Consider the following 23,789-nt stretch of genomic DNA (forward strand, 5'->3'; position numbering starts at 1 on the left):
GGCAACAGCAACCGTCCGCCCCGCGTCGGTTGCGAGGCATCGTCCGTAATTATCTGCTTAGGACGTATTCCTGTTGTTCCCTTGTTGGACAGAGACTTATGTTTTCCAACTCACCGGATTCCCATGGCGTCGAGAAACACTCCCCAGATTGGCCGCTCCCGGGAGGGAGCGGCCTTTTTTTTAAGTGCGCAGGCACGAAAACGCCTCGAAAAATCCGGCCGATCATGAAGCTTTTTTCATCCCCGCATTAACGACCGACCGATCTTCCTACGACGGATGCCGCCGAATGGCGTTGCGTCGCTGGAACGGCCTTGCGACACGCACCGACGACCCTTGCGTTCCATCGACTTGCAAGAGCCAGAAGAACTTGTGTTCAGGGAACTCGCATTGAGTGCGCCTTGTCCCGGGGCGTAGCTTGCCCACGCTTGTTGCAACTTCGTTAACCGCTTCGCACGTCGAGGGACGGCGGGATGGTTTGGATCAGTGGGCCATTGGCCGGGAGAACACATGGGATCGCGTCATTCGGTGGAGCGTACGCAGCGACGCTCGCTTTCTTTTGCCATCGCGTTGGGGTTGGGACTCATTGCGACAGGCGCCTTCGCGCAAAGCACGGTCGGCGGTATCTACGGCACGGCGGACGCCGGGGCACAGGTAACCGCGACCAACACGGGGAGCGGCCTCAGCCGTTCGGCCACCACGGGTAGCGACGGCCGGTTCACCCTCTCGTCGTTGCCGCCCGGCACCTACCGCGTCACGTCGACCAAGGCCGGCCAGAGCGCCACCCACGAGGTGCAGGTCGTCGCCGGGCAAGGCTTCAACCTCAACCTGGCATCCCCCGGCGGCGCCCAGGACCTCGGCACCGTCGCGGTCACGGCCAACGCGCTTCCGCCCATCGACATCACGTCGAGCCAGACCAACACGGTGATGACGTCGGACCAGATCAAGCAACTGCCACTGGCGCGCAACCAGACGGCCGTCGCCTTGCTGGCGCCAGGCGCCACCCGCGGCGACAGCGCGTTCGGCAACCTCGCCTCCTTCAGCGGTGCGTCGGTGGCGGAGAACAGCTATTACGTCAACGGCTTCAACGTCACCAATTTCTTCCAGAGCCTGACCTACGCGCAGGTTCCGTTCGAAGCCATCGACCAGGAGGAAATCCAGGATGGCGGGTACGGCGCCGAGTACGGCAACTCCACCGGCGGCGTCATCTCGGTCAATACGAAGCGCGGCACCAATGAGTGGAAGGGTGGTATCGACTACACCTGGAACCCGTACCAGTTCCAGGCGAACCAGCCGAACGTCTACCTGCGCAACGGCGGTCTCCTGCAGAACAACCGGCACAACAGCAATTACGTCATGGGCAACAACCAGACGGGCAACGCCACCGACTTCGGCCAGCGTTGGAACGCCTGGCTGGGCGGCCCCCTGATCAAGGACAAGCTGTTCCTCTTCGCGCTGGTCGGCGGGACGCGCACGGCCGACGAGCACTACGGTGATACGACAGGCGGCGGCAACTTCAACAAGACCACCATCAAGGATCCGCGCTACCTGGTGAAGCTGGACTGGAACATCAACGAGAGCAACATCCTCGAGTACACCGGCTTCAGCGACTCCAGCACGCAGCAGCAGAGCGTCTACGGCTACAGCTACGACGACAACGGCCAACCACATCGCGGCGACTACCTCGGACAGGTGTACGACAAGAGCGGCGGGATGAACAACATCCTGAAGTACACCAGTTACGTCACCGACGATTTCACGATCTCGGCCCAGTACGGCGAAAGCGTGAACCGACGCATCGAACGTGCGACGACCGCGGACGGCACGGTCGAACAGTACGACGGCAACATCTTCGACGCGGTGAACTCGCCCGGCTGTCCCATCATCAACGATCGGCGCACGCCGGTGAACGACGGCGCATCGGGTTATCCGCACTGTTCGTTCACCACGGGCACGCTCAGCACGCCCGACGGCGAGGACAAGCGCCGTGCCGGCCGTATCGACTTCGAGTATCACCTCGGCGACCACGACCTGAAGGCCGGCTGGGCACGCGACCACTTCACCACGGATACCGGCACGGCCTACGAGGGCGGCTCGACGTACACCTATCAGTCGATCCCGGAGAGCATTCTCGGCCACGCGCCGGGTCTCGATCCGGCCGACAGCGTCGTGGAGCAGGCCGTCTTCGCCACCGGTGCGAAGGTGGGGATCACGCAGAAGTCCTACTACCTGCAGGACGACTGGCATGTCAGCGACAATTTCGTGGCTCGCATCGGCGTCCGCAACGACGGTTTCGACAACACCAACAGCCTCGGCCAGACCTATGTCAGCCAGACCCACAGCTGGCAGCCGCGCCTCGGCTTCTCCTGGGACGTGCATGGCGACTCGACGCTGAAGGTGTACGGCAGCGCGGGCGACTACTCGCTCCCGCTGGACGGGAATGTCGCCTTGCGTGGCGCTGCCGCTTCGCTCTACCAGATCCGCTACTTCAGCTACACCGGCGTCGACCCAGTCACCGGTGCGCCGCTCGGTCTCGGTCCCGTGCCCGCCGCGTACGGTGCACAGTTCCCCTCGCGCACCGGCACCGTGTTCTCCAATGGCGAGGCCGGTGTCGTCCCGAATCCCGGTTCGGTGGCGACGAAGGACCTGAAGCCGTTCAAGCAGCGCGAGTTCATCCTGGGTGCCCAGCAGCAGGTGGCGGACTGGACCCTTGGCGCGAAGGCCATCTATCGCAAGGTGCTCACGGGCATCGACGATTCCTGCGATTTCCGACCGATCGCCAAGGCCGCCAACGCGCAGTACGGGCTGAACCTGGACACCGGCAGCCTCACGCCGGCCGACTCGAACGTCCCGGGCTGCTACATCTTCAATCCCGGCAGCTCGGTAACCCTGAGGACCCCGGTGGATGCCACGGGCACCCTGTACGACATCCACCTTCCCGGCACGGCAGTCGGCGAGCCGAGCTACAAGCGCTCGTACATGGCCTTGCAGCTCACCGCCGAACGTAACTTCGACAATGTGTGGTACCTGAAGACGTCGTACGTGTTCTCGCACACCCGGGGCAACTCCGAAGGCGGCGTGGACTCGAGCAACGGGCAGGCGGATACCGGCACGACCGAACTGTTCGACTACCCGGAGATCATGGCCGGATCGAACGGCTACCTGCCGAACGACCGCAAGCACACGTTCAAGATCTATGGCGCGTGGCAAGTCACGCCCGAGTGGCTGGTCGGCGCCAACGGCGTGCTGCAAACCGGACGTCCGGAGAGCTGCTACGGCCTGAATCCCATCGACGGGCAGGTTGACGGTGGCTACGGCGGCGGCGCTTACCTCTACTGCGGCGGCATGATCGTCCAGCGCGGGTCCGTGGGCCGCACGCCCACGTACTGGAATATCGATCTCAATGCCTCGTACAAGCCGGATTGGGCGAGGGGCGTGACCCTGTCGGCCAACGTGTTCAACATCTTCAACAAGCAGCACACGACCACCATCAACGAGGTGGGCGAGGACAACAACGGCGCGTCCCTCTCCGGGAGCACGTACAAAATCCCCACCAGCTTCCAACAGCCACGCTACGTGCAACTTTCCGCCGAGTACGATTTCTCACTCTGACGTACACCACAAGAAGACATGGCGCGCGTCCCCCGACGCGCGACCGGTGCGAACCTCCCCAGATCGCCGCCCGCTCCCACGGGCGGCTTTTTTTCTTTGCCGCGCGGCTTATGCCACGGCAGTGCGTCGCATCGTCCGCAGGCGCGGCGCCAGCACGAACAGTCCCACGCCGGCCAGCATGATGGCCATGCCTGCCCAGACCATGGGGCCGAACCGTTCCTGGAAGACGAGGTGCGAGGTCAGGATACCCGACACCGGCACCAGCAAGGACAGCGGCGCGACCAGCGCGGCCGGATACCTCTTCATGAGGTTGTTCCACACCAGGTAACCGAAGACCGTCGTGATGTATGCCTGGAACAGGACCGAGCCGGCGGCCGCCCAGCTGACGCCGCGGACCAGGCCGGTGAACGGTGCCGCACCCTGGTCGGCATAGGTGAGGACGAAGAGCACCGGGGCGGAGAAAAGGCTCGACCACGCGATGAACGCGATCATGTCCTTTGGCTGGTAGCGCTTGACCAGGATATTGCACGCACTCCAGCTGAGCGCCGCCAGCAGCACCAGCGCTATCCCCAGGACGGTGGACGACCCCTGCGTGTAGAGGATGACCACGACCAATCCGGCAGCGGCGAGGAGCATGCCGAACCATTGCGGCACGAGGACCTTCTCTCGTAGCAGCGCCGCACTCAGGAGCACGGTGAAGAACGCGCTGAACTGCAAGACCAGCGACGACAGGCCGGGCGAGAGGCCCTTCGCCATCGCCATATTCACCACCCACCACAGGCCCACGCCGAACAGCACGCCATAAGCGGCGAGCACGGCGAGCGGCACGTCGCGCGGCCGGGGCAGGAAGAAGACAAGCGGAAACGCCGTGAACGTGAAGCGCAAGGCCGTGAGGAGGAGGAGCGGATCGAGATCGCGCAGACCCACTTCGATCACGGAGAAGTTACTTCCCCAGATCACGGTCACGAGGATGCCGAGCAGCAGGTGGCCCACTTTCATGTCGTCGCTTCCAGCGAGGGGGCCCGAGAGCTTACTCCCCGTCGTCCTCGAAACGCAGGTGCTTCACGCTTCGGCCGTGGCGGCGGACGAGCTTGAGCGCCTCGACGCCGACCTTGATGTGGCGCTCGACGAAGTTGGCGGTCACGGCGGCATCGCTGGTCTCGGTTTTCACGCCCTCGGGGATCATGGGCTGGTCGGAGACGAGCAACAGCGCGCCACAGGGGATGTGATTGGCGAAGCCGGCGGCGAAGATGGTCGCCGTTTCCATGTCGATCGCCATGCTGCGCGTGCGGCGCAGGTATTCCTTGAAGCCGTCGTCGTGCTCCCAGACGCGACGGTTGGTCGTGTAGACGGTGCCGGTCCAATAGTCATGGCCGAGGTCGCGGATCATGGTCGATACCGCGCGCTGCAGCTGGAAGGCCGGCAGCGCCGGCACCTCGGGAAGCAGGTAGTCGTTCGACGTGCCCTCGCCGCGAATCGCGGCGATCGGCAGGACCAGGTCGCCGATGTTGTTCTTCCGCTTCAGGCCGCCGCACTTGCCGAGGAAAAGGACGGCCTGGGGCTCGATCACGCTGAGCAGGTCCATGACCGTCGCCGCGTTGGGACTGCCCATGCCGAAGTTGATCAGCGTGATGCCGTCCGCGGTGGCATTGGGCATGGGCCGGTCGCGACCGCGTACTTCCACGCCGTGTTCGTGAGCGAAACGGTCCACGTAGTGACCGAAGTTGGTCAGCAGGATGTGCTGCCCAAAGCCCTCCAGCGGCGTGCCCGTGTAGCGGGGCAGCCAGTTGGAGACGATCTCGTTCTTGGTTTTCATGCCGAATCCGGATGCGCTTGCGCCGGCGGTACGACTTCACATGCCGACGGCGCGGTTACCGGCGACGCCACGCCGGCGGAGTGCCAAATTCATTCGTGCGAGTGTAGCATCCGGGCACAGGGGTCGCGCCGCGATGCATGGGGCATGCGGGCGTCACCGGGGCCGGCAGGCCTTCGACCGGGGAGTAGCCGATGCGGATCGGCGTGGCGATCGATGCGGCCTGTGACGTGCCGCATGAGTTCCTTGAGCGGAGCGGCGTCGCCGTGATGCCCATCGCGGTGAAAGTCGACCTGCAACGGTTCAAGGACGATCGCGATCCAGCGGAGATCCAGCGTTTTCGCGACCAGAAACTCGGCAGTCGCAGCCATTCGGCGGAAACCGAGCCCAGTTCGGTGGAAGACGTGCAGGCCCTCTTCCTGGATCGGCTGGTGAAGGAATACGACTGCGTCGTCTGCCTCACCATCATGACGACGCGAAGCCCTATCCACGACAACGTCATCAAGGCCAGCTTCGCGATCCTGAAGAACTACCGCCCCATTCGCGAGGCCGCCGGACGCAGCGGTCCCTTCCTGATGCGGGTGGTCGACACCCGCAACATCTTCGCCGGGGCCGGTCCGGCCGTCGCGGAAACGGTGCGCATGATCCAGACGGGCCGTTCCCCTGCCGAAGTGCGGGAGCGCGCCGCGCAGGTCGCCGATTGCTCCTACGGCTACATGCTGCCGCGCGACCTCAACTACCTGCGCTCGCGTGCCCGCAGCAAGGGTGACCGCAGCGTGAGTTTCCTCAGCTCCATGCTCGGGACGGCGCTGGACATCAAGCCGATCCTGCGCGCCCATCGCGGTGAAACCGGCCCGGTGGGCAAGGTCCGCGGCTTCGAGCAGGGTGCACTGGCGCTGTTCGAGTACGCGGCGAAGCGGGTGCAGGCCGGGTTGCTGGTGCCGTCGCTTTCGCTCAGCTACGGCGGCGACCTGGACGACATGCGCAACCTGCCTGGCTACAACGCGCTCGTGCGCACCTGCGAGGACGCCGGCGTGCAGGTGCTGGAAAGCCCCATGGGCATCACGGGCATGGTCAACGTGGGTGAAGGGGCCATGACCCTCGGCCTCGCTTCCGAAGACCACGTGGCCGAGTTCTGAGCATGCGCGGCGTCCGCGTCGCCCTCGCGGCTATCGCGCTTCTGGCATGGGGTACGGCCGCGTCCGAGACCGTCTACAAGTGCGAGGCGGGCGGTCGCACGATCTACCAACAGACGCCTTGCGCGAAGAACCAGCGCCAGCGAACGATCCAGTTGCAGGACGCGGCTCCGGCAGCGAGCCGCCCTGCTCCCGCGTCCATGCCATCTCCTGCGCAGGATGCGGCGGTGGCCCCGCCACCCTCGAGCCCCCCTGCTCCGCCACCGACGTTGTTCGGCTGCATTCGCGCGACGGATGGCAAGTCCTACACCAGCCCCGATGGGCAACCGCCTCCGTACATGGCGCCACTAGGCGTGCTCGGCGCGGTGAGCCAGCCCCTCGCCGACACCTACGGCAGTCGTGGCGCAGCCATCGCATCCGCACCGGAACTCAACCGCGGCAAGGGGAACGCGGCGGCGGTGGCCACGAGCAACTACGTGTGGGTGCAGGACCAATGCCGGCCACTGACACCTGCCGAAGCGTGCGGCGTGCTGCGTGACGAAGCGGAAGCGAACCAGCGGTCGATCCGCAACGCGTTCAAGAGCGAACGGAGCCCGCTGGAAGCGAAGGACGCACAGTTGCGGGAACAACTGAAAGGCTGCGGCTAACGGCGCGTCACGCCAGGGCGGCGGTGAACTCCGTGGCCGCCACGGCCAGTCCCGACACCACGCCCAGCGACGGATCGCCTTCCACCATCGGGATCCCCGGGAAGCTCTCGCGCACGGCCGCCTTGACGACCGGCGAGCGCGAGGTGCCGCCGGTGACGAAGACGCTGGCCGGGACGGACGGCCATGTCTCGCGGACCTCGGCGAGGAGGCGCTGCATGCGCTCGACAAAGGGCTGTACCGCCTCGTGCATGTGCTCGCGATCGATGTGCACGCCCAGCCCCGTCTCCAGGAAACCCAGGTCGGCATCGGCACGTTCCTCGCTGCTCAGCACGATCTTGCTGCGCTCGGCGGTCTGGTTGAGTCGTGTCGTGGCGCCGGGCTGCCGCAAGGCCTGCAGGCGCGCACGCCACGGCTCGTCGACGAAGCGGTAATCCTGGCGGCGGAACTCACGCTGCTTCGGAAGGTTGTGCACGCTCGCCGCTTCAACGAAATGGTGCACGGGCACGCGCGTCACGTTGTTGCCGAGCTGCGGCATGAACGCCTGCATGCTGAGGTTGACGTCGAGGTCCGTGCCGCCCTTCGCGAGGCCCCATGTGCGGACGATGGTCGGCAAGGCGTCGCCGCCGAGCTCGGCAAAGGCGACGTCGGTGGTGCCGCCGCCGATGTCGACGATCAGCGCGGTCTGCCGGGTGGCGAGACGCTTGTGGTAGTGCATGGCCGCGGCAGCCGGCTCCTCGAGGAAGGACACGCTGTCGAAGCCGGCGACGGCGGCGGCCTCGCGGATGATCTCCACCGCCTGCTCCGAGCCTTTCTCGCCCATGGAGCTGCGAAAGTGCACCGGCCGGCCGATGACGGCCGTGCGCACATCGTCGCCGAACTGGCGGCCGGCAGCGAGACGGATATGTTCGAGGATGTACGTGGCGATGTGCACGACGACCTTGCGCACCTGCGGATCCATCCGATAGCCGAACATCGATTTCGGCGACTCGATCAGGTTGCCGTCCCCATACTCGAGGTACGCCTCGACGGCGTCGTCGCCGAACAGCGCCTGCTGGAACCCCTCGACGGTGGCCGCCGCCGATTCCGCGGCGCGACGCCGCGCCACGGTGGGATCGGGCACCACTTCCGGAAAGAACACGGCGGTACGGAACTGCTTCGCCTCGCCAAAGCGGACCAGGGTGAGCTCGCCGTCGACATAGGTCGCGGCGGCCGAATAGCTCGTGCCTAAATCGATACCGATCTGCATGGACGTTCTCGGGGAGCGACGGCGGGCGGGCGCGTGCGATGCGCCCCGAAAGCCCGGGGGAACCGCCTATGTTAAGCCTTCAGAAGCCGTAGCGCAGGAACCCGCCGTCCACGGCCACGATTTCCCCGGTGACGTAGCTCGCGGCGGGAAGGCAGAGGAAGGCGACGGCGCCGGCGACCTCCTCGGGTTCGCCGATGCGGCCCATGGGAGTGCGATCCAGCACCTCCTCGAGGTATTCGGGATCGGCCAGCGCCGGTTCGCTCCGCTGCGTGCGGATATACCAGGGCGCGACCGCGTTCACGCGGATGCCGTCCTCCGCCCATTCGCAGGCTAGGTTACGCGTCATCTGGTGCAGGGCCGCCTTGGTCATGCCGTAAGGCGAGCCCGTGCGCACGTGCACGATGCCGGAGACCGAGCCCACATTCACGATCGCCGCGTTCGCATGCTGGACGAGGTGTGCATACGCCGCGCGACTCATCTCGTAGGCGCTGAAGACATTGAGTTCGAAGAGGGCGCGGTACTCGTCTTCCTCGTAGTCCAGCGTCGGTTTCGGCGCGTTGCCGCCGACGTTGTTGACGAGGATGGAGAGGTTAACTCCCAGGTCGGCGACCCAGTCGAAGACGGCAAGCCGGTCTTCGTGGTCGGACAAGTCGGCGGCCATGCCGAGCACCTCGACCTCGGGACATTCCTCGGCGAGTTCGTCGCGCACTTCCTGCAACGCCAGTTCGTCGCGCGCGACGAGCAGCACGTCGGCACCAAGGGCGGCCAGTTCCCGGGCGCAGGCGTAGCCGATGCCCTTGCTGGCTCCGGTGACGAGGGCGGTGCGGCCGTCGAGGCGCCAGCTGGCGAGTCGTGGATGCATGTGGGATCTCCGTGCTTTGCGGCGATCGTAAGGGATCGGGCGCCGGATGTCCGGCGCGAGATTGCGCTCGCCCCGCGACGGCGCCAGACTCGGCGCCGACACCGGAGGACCCGCGCCATGATCCGTTACGTTCCGCTAGTGGCCCTGGCCATCGCCTGCGCGGCCTGTTCGAAGCCACCCCAGCCACACGAGCCGCCGGCGCCCCAGGCCCGGGTGGAAACGCCTTGGGATTCCCTGGAGGCGCAGAAGAAGAAGGCGCAGGACGTGCAGAAGACCGTCGATGCGCAAGCCAAGGCGCAGGCGGACGCGGTCGACGCCCAGACGCAGTAGCCGCGCCTTCAGCGCGGCGAGCAGAAGCAGTACGCGTACACGTGCGGCTTGCCGGCTTCGGCCGTGCGGAACAGCGACCACTCCGGCGCCAGCTTCGGCAGTTCAGCCACCCAGGACGGCAAGCGCAAGCCCCAGGACATCGCCACGCGTGCTTCGGAGCTGTCCCCGATGTTGGTCAGGAAACGCTCGAAGGCGCCCATCGGCTTCTCCGCGTAGCGCACGTGAAAGTCCTTGCCGAGGCCAGCCTGTTGCGCGGCGTCGCGGACGGCGTCGTCGAGGCTGCCTAGCCGATCGACCAGACCGCGATCCAGCGCCTGTCGACCCGTCCACACGCGACCCTGCGCGATGGCGTCGATCGCACTGAACTCCTTGCCGCGCGCCTTCGCCACGTTGCCGACGAAATCGCGGTAGCCCTTGTCGATGATGCTCTGGATGAGCATGCCGACGTTCGGATCCAGCGGTCGGGTCATGTCGAACGCACCCGCGAGCGGCCCGGTGGCGACGCCGTCGCTCTTAACACCGATCTTGGCGAGCGTGTCCGGCACGGTGAAGAACATACCGAAGATGCCGATCGAGCCGGTGATGGTGTTCGGCTCGGCGTAGATCCGGTTGGCATTCATCGATATCCAGTAGCCGCCGCTGGCGGCCACGTCGCCCATCGATACCACGACCGGGATGCCCGCCTCGCGCGTCAGTTCCACTTCCCTGCGGATCTGCTCGGCGGCGTAGACCTCGCCGCCCGGCGAATTCACCCGCAGCACGAGCGCACGCGTGCGCCGGTCGTTGCGGACCGCCCGAATGAGGGCCGCCGTGGAGTCGCCTCCGATCTTGCCCTGCGCCTGCTTGCCGCCGGAGATCTCGCCCTCGGCGACGACCACTGCGACACCCGGGCCCGTCTGCAGCATGTCGACCGTGGAAAGACCGCGATCGGCGACGTAGCCCGCGAGGTCGACCTGGCGAAAGCCTTCGTCCTTCCGGCCAGCAGGCACGCCTTCGCTGCGCAACATCTTGACGAACTGTTCCTCGGTCGCGATGCCATCCGCCAGCTTTTCGTCGATCGCCAACTGGGCGAGGCTGCCCTTCGCGTCGCGCACGCGCTCGGCCAGGCCGTCCACGTCGGCACGCAACGCGGCCGGATCGAGGTGACGCATGGCCGCCACTTCGTCGATCCAGGTGCTCCACAATCCGCCCAGCCAGAAGGCGTCGGCCTCCTTCGATTCCGGCGAGGCATGGTCGAGGATGAAGGGCTCGGCCGCACTCTTGAACTGGCCCACGCGGAACAGGTGCACCTGCACGCCGAGGCGGTCGAGCATGTCCTTGTAGAACAGACGGTAGTTGGCGAGTCCCGTCGCCATCACGCCGCCCTGCGGATCGATGTAGAGCTTGTCGGCGTGCGCGGCCAGGTAATACTGCCCTTGTTCGAGGCTGACGGCCCAGGCGAGGACCGGCTTGCCGGCGGCACGGAAGCGATCCAATGCGGCACCGACCTCGCGCAGTGCGGCGAAGCCGCCGGCCTGCAACTTGTCGGGACGCAGGACGATGCGGCTGATCCGGTCATCCGTGGCGGCGCTGTCGATGGCGCGGACCAGGTCGCGGACCTGGACCTGCTGCACGCCGTCGCCGGTCATGCGCCCGATGGCCCGGGACAGAGGGTCCGCGCTGTACTGCTCGACCAGCGCCCCTTCCGGCGCCAGCACCAGTACGGTTCGGTCGTCGACACGGTTCGCCCGGCCGCCCAGGAACACCAGCAGCAGGAATACCGCCAACAGCCCGAAGAAAATCGTGTTGATGATCACCAGGCGGGTGATGTTGAGGCCGCGGCCGAAGCCGAGCAGGAACCGGCCGAAGCCGCCGGTTCGGCGCGGGGGCGGAACCGGCCGCGGATGTTCCGGCAGGGGCGGGGGCACGGCGTCGTAGCGATCCGACATCTAAGCGGTTCCTCTCAGGTTACGCGCAGCGTAACGCGTCGGACCGTTGGCATCACGTGTGGAATGGCATGGGCACCGCGGTGTCTGGATCGTTCCGCCAGTTTCCCTTCACGCTGCTTCGCCAGAACCTTGCGAAAAGGAGCACGGCGGCCATGCTGAGCCCGGCGATCAGACCCATCCACATGCCGCGGGCGCCCATGTCGTGATGGAACGCCAGCCACCAGCCGATCGGCATGCCGACGACCCAATAGGCGAACAACGTGATGCCCATCGGCACGCGCGTGTCCTTGAGCCCGCGCAGGGCACCGTTCGATGCCACCTGGATGCCGTCCGAGAACTGGAAGAACCCCGCCAGGATCAGCAGCTGCGAGGCCATCGCGATGACCGCCGCATCGCCGGTGTACAGACGGGCAATGGCCTCGGGAAAGGCCAGCATCACGCCGGACGAGACGAACTGCGTGACGAGCACGAGCGCGATGCCGGACAAGCCTGCGTAGCGGACGCCCGCCACGTCGCGACGCCCCGCCGCGTTGCCCACGCGCACGGTGATCGCCATCGACAAGCCGAGCGGCACCATGAAAGCCACGGAGGCCACGTTGAGCGCGACATGGTGGCCGGCCGTGACCGTTTCGCCGAGGCGGCCGATCAGCAGGGCGACCGCGACGAACAGGCCCGCCTCCATCAGGAGGGTCACAGCCATCGGCAACCCGATGTGCAGCAGCTTGCCGATCTGCCGGAAATCCGGTTTCGCCATGCGCCCGCGCAGGTGCAGGTCGCGGTAGTTGCGATGCTTCAACACGTAGATGGCGAAGCCGAGCATCTCGGCCCAGAGGACCACGGCCGTGGCGATGCCACTGCCGCGCGCGCCCATGACCGGGAAGCCGAGCTTGCCGTACATCAACACGTATCCCAGCGGAGCGAGCAGGACAAGGCCGCCGAAGCTGAAGTACATCGACGGCCTCGGCATCGACAGCCCCTCGGAAAGGCCGCGCAGGGCGAAGTACGTCGTCAGCGCGGGTGCCGCGAAGCAGATGGCGTGGAGGAACGCTTCCACGTCGGGACGCATGGAGGCCACCACGCCGAACAGCACCATCAGCGGCGACGCGTGCCATACCGCGACGCCGAGCAGCAGGCCGATGCCCCAGGCGATGTAGAGCGCCTGGTGGAACACGGGACCGACCTCGCCGCGCCGTCCCGCGCCGTCGAGCTGCGCGACGGTCGGGGGCACGGCCATCATCGTGCCGATGCCGGTGACGATGGCGAGCACCCAGATGCTGGCGCCCGTCACCACGGACGCCTGCGTGTGCGCTGCCTGGTGGCCGGCGAGCACGGCGTCGACGACGTTCGTGCCGATGGCGGAGAGTTGCGCGACGATCATCGGCAGGGCCAACCTCAGGGTGGCGCCGATTTCTCGCTGCGCCCGTGCGCGGTCGATGGTCATGGGGCGTATGAGGACAGGGGGCCGCCCATTGTAGCGGCTGCCGTGCCATCATCCGCACCCGGAAGGGGACAACCCGGGGAACTTCGATGAACCAACTGACGCCGTCGTCCGGCCTGCGCTGCGCCAATTGCGGCGAGGAACTCAAGGGCGAGTTCTGTCACGGCTGCGGCCAGTCGATCAAGAGCGTGATCCGGCCGGTCTCGCACATGCTCGAAGATGCCGGCGACCTGTTCTTCCACATGGATGAGCGCATCGTCCACACGCTGCCGCCGCTGTACACGAAGCCGGGCTTCCTCACCCTCGAATATTTCTCGGGACGCCGCGTCCGCTACATCGCGCCGTTCCGGCTGATGTTCGTGTTCTGCCTCCTGGCGTTTTTCTTCTTGCACCTCGCGATCAGCGACGCGCACTTCGATACCGGTTCGCACGCAGGGGCGCCTGCGAAGGACGACGTCTCGGCTCTCCACGCCGCGGCGACGGCCGAAGAGGTGCGCACGCTCTACCAGGGGCAGATGGAGGAGTTGGACGCGGCGAAGGCCGCGCCCGACCTCCCGGCACCTGCGCGTGCCGCCATCGGTCTCAGCCAGGACATGGTCCGCGACGCGGCCAATCGCCGCCTTGCCGAGCTGAAGGCCGATCCGATCACGCCCGACACCAATGCCGAAACCGGCGCCGTGAAACGCAGCCACCGGAAAGCGAATGGCTGGTTCGTCGGGCCGACCACCGTCGACATCGCCTGGCTACCGGATGTCGTGACGCGCCGGTTGGCGCTCGGCATCGCCCACTTCAAGGCGAACATCGCCGAGGTCCTGGATGGCGGGCCGGGGAAGGCGGAGGCGATCCGGCGGATCAGCGAAGGGTTCTTCGGCGTGCTCCCGCAGACCCTGCTGGTGATGATCCCGGTGTTCGCGCTGATCCTGAAGTTGTTCTATGCCTTCAAGCGGCGGCTCTACATGGAGCACGTGATCGTGGCACTGCACAGCCACGCCTTCCTGTTCATTTCCCTCCTCGGCCTGATGCTGCTGGGCTTCGCCAAGGACGCCATCCATCCGCATTTCGCGCTGGGAAGTACCGTCATCCTGTTCGTCCAGATGGCCATGTGGGCCTGGATGCCGGTGTACCTGCTGATCATGCAGAAACGCGTCTATCGCCAAGGCTGGCCGATGACCCTCCTGAAGTACTGGCTGATAGGCAGCGTCTATTTCTGGCTCGTCCTGTTCGCCCTGTGCATAGCGGTCGTACTCGGCGCCGCGCACTAGGATTTTTTCCTACGCGGCAGGGGGTTGTGCACAGGCCGGGACCCCCCTTCGCGTTTGTCAAGATGGAATGGAGAGGCGGTGAACACGGCCCAACGGCCGATTCTTAAGCCATTGATTCTTAGGTACATTTCAGCTTGGTTAAAATGTACGCAAGCTAACCGGAATGGCCCAACCACGCGCCTTGGATGGCTTCCATCCGAGGCTCATCCACAGAGTTATCCACAGCGCTTGTGGATAACACGGAAAGCGGTCCGGGGGCGGGCACTTACAGCTTCTTCTTCCCTTCCGGCACTCCATTCTCGGGCAAACCCATGTGTGGCTGGTCAATCATTGACCAGCGCTTTCGGCATCTCCCTTTAAACTAGGCCTCGCATGATTCCCGTCCTTCGAGTCGCCCTCCCGGTGCCGCTGCCCACGCTGTTCGACTACCTGCCGCCCGCGGTCGGCGAGGCCGTGGCGGGTTCCCGGGTGCGCGTGCCCTTCGGGCGGGGGGAGATGGTGGGCGTGGTGGTCGACGCGTCGGCCGAGGCGGCGGTGGGCGCCGGGCGCCTGAAGCAGGTGCGCGAGGTCCTCGATCCGTACCCCCTGCTGGACGACGAGCTGATGGCGACGCTCGCCTGGGCGGCGGACTACTGGGCCGGCGCGCCCGGCGAGGCGTTCGCCAATGCCCTGCCCCTCGCCTTGCGGGAGCCGAGGGCCTTGCCTGCGACCGGTCGCGAGGCGTGGGCGCTCACGCTGCAGGGCCGCGCCGCCCGAGACGCCAGGAGCCGCAAGGGTGGTTCCGCTGCCCTCCTCGACGCGCTGTACGACGGGCCGCGGGCCGCCGATGACCTGGCGCTGGCAGTGCCCGCCTGGCGCCCGGCGGCGCGCCGCCTGCTCGAGGCGGGACTGGTCGAGAAGCTCGACCTCGAGGGGTCGGCGCTGCCGGCCGCGTCGGCGCCCGGCCCCGCCCTGAGTGACGAGCAGGCGGCCGCGGTCGCTGCCATCGGCGAAGGATTCGGCAGTTTCCAGGCGTACCTGCTGGACGGCGTGACGGGCAGCGGCAAGACCGAGGTCTACCTGGCGCTGATCGAGCGGGCGCTCGCGCAGGGAAAACAGACCCTGCTCCTCGTCCCCGAGATCGGCCTCGCGCCGCAGACGGTCCGCCGGCTGCGCGAACGGCTCGGCGTGGCGGTGGAAGTGCTGCATTCGAACCTGGCCGAGGGCGAGCGCGCACGCGCCTGGCTCCGGGCGCGCAACGGCACGGCACGTGTGGTGCTCGGCACCCGCTCGGCGGTGTTCACGCCACTGCCGCACGCCGGACTGATCGTCATCGACGAGGAACACGATCCTTCCTATAAGCAGCAGGAAGGCTTCCGCTACCACGCACGCGACCTGGCCCTGGTCAGGGCCCGCGCGCTCGACGTGCCGGTCGTGCTGGGCTCGGCCACGCCGTCGCTGGAGACGCTCGGCAACGTCCAGGCCGGGCGCTACAGGCGGCTGGTCCTGCGGGCGCGGCCGGGCGCGTCGCAATCCACGCGCGTGCAGATCGTGGACATGCGCGCCCAACGACTCGACCACGGCCTGTCGCCAACGCTCGTACACGCGGTGGCGGCGTGCGTCGAACGCGGCGAGCAGGCGCTGGTCTTCCGCAATCGGCGGGGCTACGCCCCCGTGCTTCTCTGTCACGACTGCGGTTGGCACGCCGACTGCCCGCGCTGCGAGCGGCCCATGACCCTGCATGCGGGGCGCCGGCGGCTCATCTGCCACCACTGCGACAACACGGCAGCGGTGCCGGCGGCCTGCCCTGTCTGCGGCTCGGCTAACCTGAGCCCGCAAGGCCAGGGCACCGAGCGGCTGGAGGAGGCCCTGGCCGAACGCTTTCCGGACGTGCCCGTGGTGCGCATCGATAGGGAGACGACGCGGCGACGCGATGCCTTCGGCGACATCCTCGACAGTCTCCGCGAGGACAGGCCGGCCATCCTGGTCGGGACGCAGATGCTGGCGAAGGGCCACGACCTGCCCAACCTCACGCTCGTGGCCATCGTGGGCGTGGACGAGGGCCTGCACAGCGTGGACTTCCGCGCCGGTGAGCGGCTGGCCCAGCTCGTGGTCCAGGTGGCGGGCCGCGCCGGGCGCGCCAGCAAGCCGGGAAGCGTGCTGTTGCAGACGCACCACCCCGACCACGCGATGCTGCATACCCTGCTTCGCGGCGGCTATGCCGCGGTGGCGGAGAGCCTGCTCGAGGAGCGCCACCTCCTGGCGCTGCCACCGTTCTCGCACCAGGTCCTGCTGCGTGCGGACGCCCTGGGGCGCGCCGAGGTGAACGATTTCCTCGCCCAGGCGCATGCCGCGATCGGCGACCCGGGCGACCTGCGTGTCGCCGGGCCGATGCCGGCGCCCATGCCGTTGCGCGCGGGGCGCCACCGGGGGCAGCTGCTGGTCGAGGCCGCGTCGCGGGCGCGCCTGCACGCCTTCCTCCGACCCTGGCGGCAGGCCCTCCCCGGGCTTCCCGCCGCGCGCAAGGTGCGCTGGTCGCTGGACGTGGATCCGATCGACCTCTATTGATTCGAGGGGCTTTCGCTCACACCTCTTGGATATCTGTGAACCGAAACGTATGGATGCCTACATTTGCTCCGCGTTCGGCGCGACAATAGACGTCTTATCAGGTAACGGAACCCCCAACGTGACCAGCCAACTCGAGCAACTGCGCAAGATCACCACCGTCGTGGCCGACACCGGCGACATCTCCGCCATGAAGAAGTACAAGCCGGAGGACGCGACCACCAATCCGTCGCTGCTCCTGAAGGCCGCCGCCATCCCGGAGTACGCCGGCTACATCGACGAAGCCATCCAGTGGGCGAAGTCGCAGAGCAACAGCCGCGACAGCCAGCTGACCGATGCCAGCGATCGCTTGTCCGTGCTGATCGGCCGCGAAATCCTCAAGATCGTCCCGGGTCGCGTTTCCACCGAGGTGGATGCCCGCCTGTCCTTCGACACGCATGCCTCCATCGACAAGGCTCGCCGCCTGGTCGGTTTCTACGAGGACATCGGCATCAAGCGCGAGCGCATCCTCATCAAGCTCGCGTCCACGTGGGAAGGCATTCGCGCCGCCGAACAGCTGCAGAAGGAAGGCATCAACTGCAACCTGACGCTGCTCTTCAGCTTCGAACAGGCCGTGGCCTGCGCCGAGGCCGGCGTGTTCCTGATCTCGCCGTTCGTCGGCCGCATCTTCGACTGGTATGTCGAACACACCGACAAGAAGACGTATGCACCCGAGGAAGATCCGGGCGTCCAGTCGGTGCGCCGCATCTACGACTGGTACAAGCTGCACGGTTTCGAGACCGTCGTGATGGGCGCCAGCTTCCGCAACATCGGGCAGATCCAGGCCCTCGCCGGTTGCGACCGCCTCACCATCTCGCCGGACCTGCTGAAGCAGCTCGACGAGACCAACGAACCGCTGCCGGTCGCGTTGAAGGACAGCGGTCGCCGCGAATCGGCCGCGGTGAAGATCGACGAAGCCAAGTTCCGCTGGGGCCATAACGAGAATGCCATGGCCACCGACAAGCTCGCCGACGGCATCCGCAAGTTCGCGGCTGACCAGCGCAAGCTCGAGGAGCTGCTGGGGGCGAAGCTTTAAGCTCCAGCGATTCGAGCGAAGGGAAAGAACGAAGGGGCCGCAAGGCCCCTTCTTCGTTTGTGGGATCCAAAGCGGCGATGCTTTAAGCGCTCCAACCGCCGCCGAGCGCGCGGACCAGTTGCACGCTTGCGCGCAGTTGCCGGGTTTCAAGGTCGATCACGCTGCGGCGTGCGTCGAGCGCCGCGGTCTGGGCCTGGACCACGTCCAGGTAACCGACGGCGCCTTCACGGTAGCGATTGAGCGAGAGGTCAACCGAGCGCTGGGCCGCGTCGGCCGCGGCACGTTGGTCGACGAGGGCGGTGCCGAGGTCGCGCAGGAGGGTGAGGTTGTCTTCCACCTGGGCGAAGGCATTGAGCACGACGTCCCGGTATTGCGCGCCGGCCTCGTCCGTCGCCGCCTTGGCCGCCTCGACGCCCGCCTTGCGACGACCGCCGTCGAACACGCTCAGCAGCACCGTGGGGCCGATCGCCCAAAAGCGATTCGGCGCCGTCGCGATGCTGCCCCAGCGATCGCTTTGCCAGCCGCCCTGCCCGTCGATCGTCAGCTGCGGAAAGAACGCCGAACGCGCGATGCCTATGCGAGCGTTCGCCGCGGCCGTGCGTCGCTCCGCCGCGGCGATGTCCGGCCGGCGCTGCAGGATCACGGAAGGCACGTCCAGCGGGATCGTCGGCACCTTCACCGATGCGTCGTCGGTGGCGAGCGAGAAGGCCGACGCGGAATCGCCCACCAGCACCGCGATCGCATGCAGCACGAGCGAACGCTGCGCCTGCGCCTGGGTCAGCTGCGACTTCGCGTTCGACAGTTGCGTCTGCGCCCGCGCCACATCGAGCCCTGAAGCGATGCCGCCCTCATGACGCGACTGCGTCAACGCGAGGGCCCGCGCAAACGCCGTGATGCTCTCGTCGAGCACCTTGATCTGGCGGTCGAAGCCGTTGAGCTGGAGATAGTTGTCCGCGAGCTGGGCCTGCAGGCTCAGTTGCACCGACGCGAGATCGGCTGCCGAGGCCGCTTCTTCCGCGGTGCCCGCGGTCACTGTGTCGCGCACGCGGCCCCAGAGGTCGACTTCGTAATCGAGCTGCGCCCCGATGGTGTAGGAGTTGTAGTTGCTGGGCGAGGTCGCGCCCCGCAACGGCCGCGTGTCGGATTCCCGGTTCCATTGGGCGTTGGCATTGAGCCCGATCTGCGGAAACAGGCCCGCGCGAACCTGGCGAGTGAATGCTTCCGACTGCTCGTAATGCGCCAACGCCGCGGCGAGCGTCGCGTTGTTCGTCAGCAGCTTCGCCTGCAAGGCATCGAGGCGTGCATCGCCGTAAAGCCTCCACCAGCCGTTGCGGTCGAGCCGGTCGGCGGGCTTCGCCTCGGTCCACGGTGTGTCCGCATTGGCATAGGCCGGCGCGACCGGCACGTCGGGTGCCTTGTATGTGGGGGTCAGGGAACAACCGGAGAGAGCCGCGGCGACCAGCATCGCGACGACGTTACGCCTTGGCATGGTCGCCATCCGCCTTTGCCGTCACGCGCACGCTGTCGCCATCCGCCAGTCCATCGGGTGGGTTCTCGATCAGGCGATCGCCTGCGGCGAGGCCCGAACCCAACTGCACCGATTTACCGAAGTCGCGCGCGATGGTCACGACCTTGAAGGTAACCTTGTTCTGCGCGTCGACGGTGGCGACGCGCAGCCCTTTGTCGTCGAAGACCAGCGCACTGGCGGGCACGCGCAAGAGAGCGGTGTCGGCAGGCAGGTCGAACGTGACGCTGGCATAGCCGCCCGGAAGCAACTTGCCGTCGGCGTTGTCGACCGAGACCTGGACGAGCGTGGTGCCCGACGCGGCGTTGATCGCGGACGAAGTGGACTCGACCGTGCCCGAGAACGTCTTCCCGGGGTATTCCGGAACGGCCAGCTTCACGGTGGCGCCCGCGCGAATCGACGGCACGTAGTTCTGCGGCACGTTCACGTACATGCGCAGCTTATGCACGTCCGAGACGACGAACAGTTCCTGGCCACCGCCACCGGCGTTGATGAGCGCACCGACATCGGTCTCGCGCGCCGTCACCACGCCGTCGAAGGGCGCCACCAGCTTCGCGAATCCCTTCAGCGCCTGGATCCGCTCGAGGTTCGCCTGCGACGCCTGGGCGAGTGCGTGCTTGGCGTCGTAATCGCCGGTCTTCTCGTCGACTTCCTGCCGTGACACCGAGTCCGAATCGCGCATCGCCTGCCAGCGCTTCGCCGTGGTGAGCGCCAGTGCCTCGTTGGCGCGAGCGCTCGCAAGGTCCGCCTTCGCCTGGAGCAGTTGCTGGTCGAGGTCGGGCGTTTCGAGTTCCGCGAGCAACTGGCCTGCCTTCACCTTCTGGCCGATGTCCGCCTTCCAGTACTTAAGGTAGCCGCTCGTGCGCGCGAAGATCGGCGCGCGCGCATAGGCCTGCAGACGGCCGGGAAGATCGAGCTGCGCACCGCCCTGTCCGCCTTCGGGCGAGACGATACTGACGGTCGGTACGGCCTGTGCGTCGGTCCATTCGCGCAACTTGCGCGAATCGTTGGCGCGTGTCGCCACGCCGGCCACGACGATGGCAAGGACGACGATCGCGGCGATGACGCCGGCGAGGCGAAGCCGGCGCGGTGGCGGTTGGTGCAGGGTGTCAGGCGACATGGACAGGCTCTCCGGAAGCGTTCGCCGGGGTGGAAGACGGATGGCCGCGGCGGCCGTGGACGATGCTGAAAACGATGGGTACGAAGAACAGCGTGGCGGTGGTGGCGAAGATCAGGCCACCGATCACGGCGCGGCCGAGCGGCGCATTCTGCTCGCCGCCTTCACCCAGGCCGAGGGCCATGGGCGCCATGCCGATGACCATTGCCAGCGCGGTCATCAGCACGGGGCGGAAGCGAACGAAGCCACCCTCCAAGGCCGCCTTCATCGCGTCGCCATGCTCGGCGAGGCGCTCGCGGCAGAAGCTGACGACCAGGATCGAGTTCGCAGTCGCCACGCCCATGCACATGATGGCGCCGGTGAGCGCCGGCACGGACAGCGTGGTATGCGTGGCGAACAGTATCCAGATGATTCCCGCGATGGCCGCCGGAAGCGCGGTGACGATGACGAAGGGGTCGCTCCAGGACTGGAAGTTCACCACGATGAGCAGGTAGATCAACACGATCGCGCCGAGCAGGCCAAAGATCAGGCCCGAGAAGGCGTTGTTCATGGTCTGCACCTGGCCCAGGAGCGCTGTGCTCGACGCCTTCGGCAGGAATTTCCGGTTGGCGTCGACGACCTTCTGGATGTCCGCCGCGACGGCGCCGAGGTCCCTGTCCTGCGTGGTGGCGAAGATCTCCACCATGGAATTGATGTTGTACTGGCTCACCACCGAACTCATGGCGGTGCGCGATACGGAGGCGAAGCCACCGAGGATCTGCGCACCCGCCGTGCCGGTGCTCGGACTGATGGGTACGTTCTCGAGGTCGGGCAGGCTGTCGATGCTGTATTGCGGGGTCTGCATCACGATCGGGTACGACACGCCGTTCTTCGGGTTGAGCCAGAAGGTCGGGGCGACCTGGCTCGACCCGGCGAGGTTCACGCCGAGGCTGGCCGTGACGTCGCGCTCGGTGATGCCGACCTGTTGCGCACGGCTGCGATCCACGTCCACGTTGAAGGCAGGGCTGCCCTGCGACTGCTGGATGCGCGCGTCGACGACGCCCGGCACACGGCGGATCTCGCGCAGCAGGCGATTGGCGTAGGTGAAGTTCGCCGATACGTTGGGTCCGCGGATCTGCAGGTCGATCGGCGCGGGCGAGCCGAAGTTGAGGATCTGGCTGATGATGTCCGCCGGCGGGAACGAGAACGTAGCGCCGGGGAACTGGCGCGGCAACGTCTCGCGCAGCTGGCGAACATAATCGGCCGTCGGTGCATGTCCTTCGTTGAGCGCGATCTGGATGTCGCCGTCCTGCGAGCCGATGGTGCCGGTGTTGTTGTAGGTCGTGTTGATGCCCGAGACCGGCTGGCCCATGTTGTCCACCACGGTGCCCAGGTCCTCCTTCGGAATGACCTTGCGCACGGCCTCGTTGACCTGCGCGAAGAGGCGCGCCGTCTCCTCGACACGCGTGCCGATCGGTGCACGCACGTGCATCAGGATCTGTCCACCGTCCACCGCCGGGAAGAAGTTTCGCCCCAGCATCGGCACGAGAAGGAACGACAGCAACACGAAGCCGAGGAACCCGATCGTGAAGACCTTGCGGTGGAGTAGCGCCATTTCGAGCAGCACGTGGTAGCTCGCACGCACGCCCTCAAAGCGCTTCTCGAAACCGCGCTGGAAACGGACCAGCGGGTTGCGCGACACCTTCCCGTGCTCGCCGTGCGGGTCGTCGTGGGCATGCGGCTTCAGGAGGTACTTCGCCATCGTCGGCACGAGCGTGCGCGAGAGGATGAAGGACGCGATCATCGCGAACATCACGGCCTCGGCCATCGGCACGAAGAGGAAGCGCGCCACGCCTTCGAGGAAGAACATCGGCACGAACACGATGCAGATGCACAACAACGAGACGAAGGCCGGTGTCACGATCTGCGCCGCACCGTCGAGGATGGACGTCTCCACGTCCTTGCCCTGCTCGAGGTGCCAGTTGATGTTCTCGATGGTCACCGTGGCGTCGTCGACGAGGATGCCTACGGCAAGTGCCAGGCCGCCCAGCGTCATGATGTTCATCGTCTCGCCGATGGCCGACAGCGCGGCGATCGAGCCGAGGATCGCGAGCGGGATGGACGTGGCGATGATAACGGTGGAGCGCCAGCTACCGAGGAACAGCAGGATCATGAGGCTGGTGAGGGCCGCGGCAATGACGCCTTCGCGCGCCACGCCTTCGATCGCGGCGCTGACGAACAACGACTGGTCGCCGATCGGCGCGATGGTGAGCCCCGCCGGCAGGGCATCCTTCATGTCCGCGACGCGCTGCTTGATGCCGGCGATGATTGCCAGCGTCGAGGCCGAGCCGTTCTTCATCACCGTCATGAGCACCGAACGGTCGCCGTTGACGTGCACGATGTTGGTCTGCGGCGGCGAACCGTCGCGCACGTGCGCCACGTCGCGGATGAACACCGTGGCGCCGTTCGCGACCTTCACCGGCAGGTTGCCGAGATCGTCGATATCCGACGGCGAGTTATTGAGTTGCAGCGTGTACTCGTAACGCCCGATCTTCTGCGTGCCGACCGGCGTGATGAGGTTCTGCGCGGCAAGGGCGTTGGCCACGTCCTGCGCCGACAAGCCGCGCGCCTGGAGCGCCTGCGGGTCGATGTCGATCTGCACCTGGCGCGTCTTGCCGCCATACGGATAAGGGATGGACGCGCCCGGGACCGAGACCAGCTGGGGGCGGATGATGTTCTGGCCCAGGTCGGCGAGGTTCTGTTCGGTAAGGCCCTTGCCCGACAACGCCAACTGGATGATCGGCACCGTCGAGGCGTTGTAGTTGAGGATCAGCGGTGGGGTGATGCCCGGCGGCAGCTGTTTCAACAACGTCTGCGCCACCGCCGTCACCTGCGCGTTCGCGGTGCGGATGTCCGCGGTCGGCTGGAAGAAGATCTTGACGATGCCGAAGCCCTGGATCGAGTTGGCCTCGATATGCTCGATGTCGTTCACCGTGGTCGTGAGCACACGCTCGAACGGCGAGGCCACGCGACCGGCCATCTGGTCGGGAGGCAGCCCCGTGAACTGCCAGACGACCGCGATCACGGGAATCTTGATGTCGGGGAAGATGTCCGTCGGCGTGCGCAGGGCGGAGAGCGGCCCGATGATGAGGATCAGCAGAGCGAGGACGACGAAGGTATACGGCCGCGTGAGCGCGATCCGGACGATGCCAATCATGGGGGGATGGATTCCGAGGCGTGTGTTGCGTCGCCGCGAAGTTTGCGCCGGCGGCATCTGC

The 23,789-nt window shown here is 66.6% G+C and carries 16 protein-coding genes; 7 read left to right on the plus strand and 9 right to left on the minus strand.

Translation table 11 applies throughout. From position 1 onward, the window contains the following. Nucleotides 1-507: 507 nt before the first annotated feature. On the plus strand, nucleotides 508-3,609 hold the full coding sequence (locus ACQKIE_RS14870; protein WP_427460432.1) for a carboxypeptidase regulatory-like domain-containing protein: 3,102 nt from the start codon (nucleotides 508-510) through the stop codon (nucleotides 3,607-3,609). A gap of 108 nt (nucleotides 3,610-3,717) precedes the next feature. On the opposite strand, the gene ACQKIE_RS14875 is transcribed toward ACQKIE_RS14870, so the two are convergent. Beyond that, nucleotides 3,718-4,608 carry an EamA family transporter gene (locus ACQKIE_RS14875; RefSeq protein ID WP_427460434.1) on the minus strand — a complete coding sequence of 297 codons (891 nt, stop codon included), beginning with the start codon at nucleotides 4,606-4,608 and terminating at the stop codon, nucleotides 3,718-3,720. Nucleotides 4,609-4,639: 31 nt separating this feature from the next. Next, complete coding sequence (locus ACQKIE_RS14880) at nucleotides 4,640-5,425, minus strand: AMP nucleosidase (RefSeq protein WP_427460436.1); 786 nt, start codon at nucleotides 5,423-5,425, stop codon at nucleotides 4,640-4,642. A gap of 191 nt (nucleotides 5,426-5,616) precedes the next feature. On the opposite strand from ACQKIE_RS14880, the gene ACQKIE_RS14885 reads away from it, so the two are divergent. Continuing rightward, nucleotides 5,617-6,561, plus strand: coding sequence for a DegV family protein (locus ACQKIE_RS14885; protein WP_427460438.1), 945 nt, complete (start codon nucleotides 5,617-5,619; stop codon nucleotides 6,559-6,561). A 2-nt stretch (nucleotides 6,562-6,563) separates the two neighbouring features. Continuing rightward, nucleotides 6,564-7,205 (plus strand): DUF4124 domain-containing protein, encoded by a 642-nt coding sequence (locus ACQKIE_RS14890; protein ID WP_427460440.1) that lies wholly within the window; start codon nucleotides 6,564-6,566, stop codon nucleotides 7,203-7,205. 7 nt (nucleotides 7,206-7,212) lie between these two features. Here the strand turns inward: ACQKIE_RS14890 and ACQKIE_RS14895 are convergent, their stop codons facing one another. Both ACQKIE_RS14895 and ACQKIE_RS14900 read right to left on the minus strand, forming a co-directional pair. After that, entirely contained in the window at nucleotides 7,213-8,451 is a 1,239-nt protein-coding gene (locus ACQKIE_RS14895) for an Hsp70 family protein (RefSeq protein ID WP_427460442.1), read from the minus strand. A 79-nt stretch (nucleotides 8,452-8,530) separates the two neighbouring features. Further along, the gene (locus ACQKIE_RS14900) at nucleotides 8,531-9,313 is read right to left on the minus strand and encodes an SDR family oxidoreductase (RefSeq protein ID WP_427460444.1); all 783 of its coding nucleotides are present in this window, start codon (nucleotides 9,311-9,313) and stop codon (nucleotides 8,531-8,533) included. 117 nt (nucleotides 9,314-9,430) lie between these two features. Between ACQKIE_RS14900 and ACQKIE_RS14905 the strand changes: the two genes are divergently transcribed. Next, nucleotides 9,431-9,643, plus strand: a complete 213-nt coding sequence (locus ACQKIE_RS14905) for a hypothetical protein (RefSeq protein ID WP_427460447.1) — start codon at nucleotides 9,431-9,433, stop codon at nucleotides 9,641-9,643. Between the two features lie 8 nt (nucleotides 9,644-9,651). Here ACQKIE_RS14905 and sppA read toward each other — a convergent pair whose 3' ends face one another. Both sppA and ACQKIE_RS14915 read right to left on the minus strand, forming a co-directional pair. After that, entirely contained in the window at nucleotides 9,652-11,571 is a 1,920-nt protein-coding gene (gene sppA, locus ACQKIE_RS14910; RefSeq protein ID WP_427460450.1) for a signal peptide peptidase SppA, read from the minus strand. Between the two features lie 52 nt (nucleotides 11,572-11,623). Then, nucleotides 11,624-13,012, minus strand: a complete 1,389-nt coding sequence (locus ACQKIE_RS14915; RefSeq protein ID WP_427460453.1) for an MATE family efflux transporter — start codon at nucleotides 13,010-13,012, stop codon at nucleotides 11,624-11,626. An 86-nt stretch (nucleotides 13,013-13,098) separates the two neighbouring features. Here ACQKIE_RS14915 and ACQKIE_RS14920 point away from each other — a divergent pair, with 86 nt between their 5' ends. The 3 genes from ACQKIE_RS14920 (at nucleotide 13,099) to tal (ending at nucleotide 17,890) form a co-directional block, all read left to right on the plus strand. Beyond that, nucleotides 13,099-14,271 (plus strand): DUF3667 domain-containing protein, encoded by a 1,173-nt coding sequence (locus tag ACQKIE_RS14920; RefSeq protein ID WP_427460455.1) that lies wholly within the window; start codon nucleotides 13,099-13,101, stop codon nucleotides 14,269-14,271. A gap of 372 nt (nucleotides 14,272-14,643) precedes the next feature. Further along, nucleotides 14,644-16,818, plus strand: coding sequence for a primosomal protein N' (locus ACQKIE_RS14925; protein WP_427460457.1), 2,175 nt, complete (start codon nucleotides 14,644-14,646; stop codon nucleotides 16,816-16,818). Between the two features lie 118 nt (nucleotides 16,819-16,936). Continuing rightward, entirely contained in the window at nucleotides 16,937-17,890 is a 954-nt protein-coding gene (gene tal, locus ACQKIE_RS14930) for a transaldolase (RefSeq protein ID WP_427460459.1), read from the plus strand. An 82-nt stretch (nucleotides 17,891-17,972) separates the two neighbouring features. Here the strand turns inward: tal and ACQKIE_RS14935 are convergent, their stop codons facing one another. The 3 genes from ACQKIE_RS14935 to ACQKIE_RS14945 are packed head-to-tail and all read right to left on the minus strand — an operon-like array spanning nucleotide 17,973 to nucleotide 23,728. Then, the gene (locus ACQKIE_RS14935; protein WP_427460461.1) at nucleotides 17,973-19,379 is read right to left on the minus strand and encodes an efflux transporter outer membrane subunit; all 1,407 of its coding nucleotides are present in this window, start codon (nucleotides 19,377-19,379) and stop codon (nucleotides 17,973-17,975) included. Then, a complete protein-coding gene (locus ACQKIE_RS14940) occupies nucleotides 19,366-20,535 on the minus strand; it encodes an efflux RND transporter periplasmic adaptor subunit (protein ID WP_427460463.1) in 1,170 nt (389 codons plus the stop codon). Before ACQKIE_RS14940 ends, ACQKIE_RS14935 begins: the two co-directional genes overlap by 14 nt. Next, complete coding sequence (locus ACQKIE_RS14945) at nucleotides 20,525-23,728, minus strand: efflux RND transporter permease subunit (protein WP_427460465.1); 3,204 nt, start codon at nucleotides 23,726-23,728, stop codon at nucleotides 20,525-20,527. The genes ACQKIE_RS14940 and ACQKIE_RS14945 overlap by 11 nt, the downstream gene beginning before the upstream one ends. Between the last annotated feature and the right edge of the window lie 61 nt (nucleotides 23,729-23,789).

This window comes from Luteibacter sp. NPDC031894 (assembly GCF_050273135.1).
In the GTDB taxonomy this organism is placed as follows: domain Bacteria; phylum Pseudomonadota; class Gammaproteobacteria; order Xanthomonadales; family Rhodanobacteraceae; genus Luteibacter.

Excerpts from the sequence above, each read along its gene's own strand:
- ACQKIE_RS14870 (WP_427460432.1), top strand. The coding sequence starts at position 508 with ATGGGATCGCGTCATTCGGTGGAGCGTACGCAGCGACGCTCGCTTTCT.
- ACQKIE_RS14875 (WP_427460434.1), bottom strand. The coding sequence starts at position 4,608 with ATGAAAGTGGGCCACCTGCTGCTCGGCATCCTCGTGACCGTGATCTGG.
- ACQKIE_RS14880 (WP_427460436.1), bottom strand. The coding sequence starts at position 5,425 with ATGAAAACCAAGAACGAGATCGTCTCCAACTGGCTGCCCCGCTACACG.
- ACQKIE_RS14885 (WP_427460438.1), top strand. The coding sequence starts at position 5,617 with ATGCGGATCGGCGTGGCGATCGATGCGGCCTGTGACGTGCCGCATGAG.
- ACQKIE_RS14890 (WP_427460440.1), top strand. The coding sequence starts at position 6,564 with ATGCGCGGCGTCCGCGTCGCCCTCGCGGCTATCGCGCTTCTGGCATGG.
- ACQKIE_RS14895 (WP_427460442.1), bottom strand. The coding sequence starts at position 8,451 with ATGCAGATCGGTATCGATTTAGGCACGAGCTATTCGGCCGCCGCGACC.
- ACQKIE_RS14900 (WP_427460444.1), bottom strand. The coding sequence starts at position 9,313 with ATGCATCCACGACTCGCCAGCTGGCGCCTCGACGGCCGCACCGCCCTC.
- ACQKIE_RS14905 (WP_427460447.1), top strand. The coding sequence starts at position 9,431 with ATGATCCGTTACGTTCCGCTAGTGGCCCTGGCCATCGCCTGCGCGGCC.
- sppA (WP_427460450.1), bottom strand. The coding sequence starts at position 11,571 with ATGTCGGATCGCTACGACGCCGTGCCCCCGCCCCTGCCGGAACATCCG.
- ACQKIE_RS14915 (WP_427460453.1), bottom strand. The coding sequence starts at position 13,012 with ATGACCATCGACCGCGCACGGGCGCAGCGAGAAATCGGCGCCACCCTG.
- ACQKIE_RS14920 (WP_427460455.1), top strand. The coding sequence starts at position 13,099 with ATGAACCAACTGACGCCGTCGTCCGGCCTGCGCTGCGCCAATTGCGGC.
- ACQKIE_RS14925 (WP_427460457.1), top strand. The coding sequence starts at position 14,644 with ATGATTCCCGTCCTTCGAGTCGCCCTCCCGGTGCCGCTGCCCACGCTG.
- ACQKIE_RS14935 (WP_427460461.1), bottom strand. The coding sequence starts at position 19,379 with ATGCCAAGGCGTAACGTCGTCGCGATGCTGGTCGCCGCGGCTCTCTCC.
- ACQKIE_RS14940 (WP_427460463.1), bottom strand. The coding sequence starts at position 20,535 with ATGTCGCCTGACACCCTGCACCAACCGCCACCGCGCCGGCTTCGCCTC.
- ACQKIE_RS14945 (WP_427460465.1), bottom strand. The coding sequence starts at position 23,728 with ATGATTGGCATCGTCCGGATCGCGCTCACGCGGCCGTATACCTTCGTC.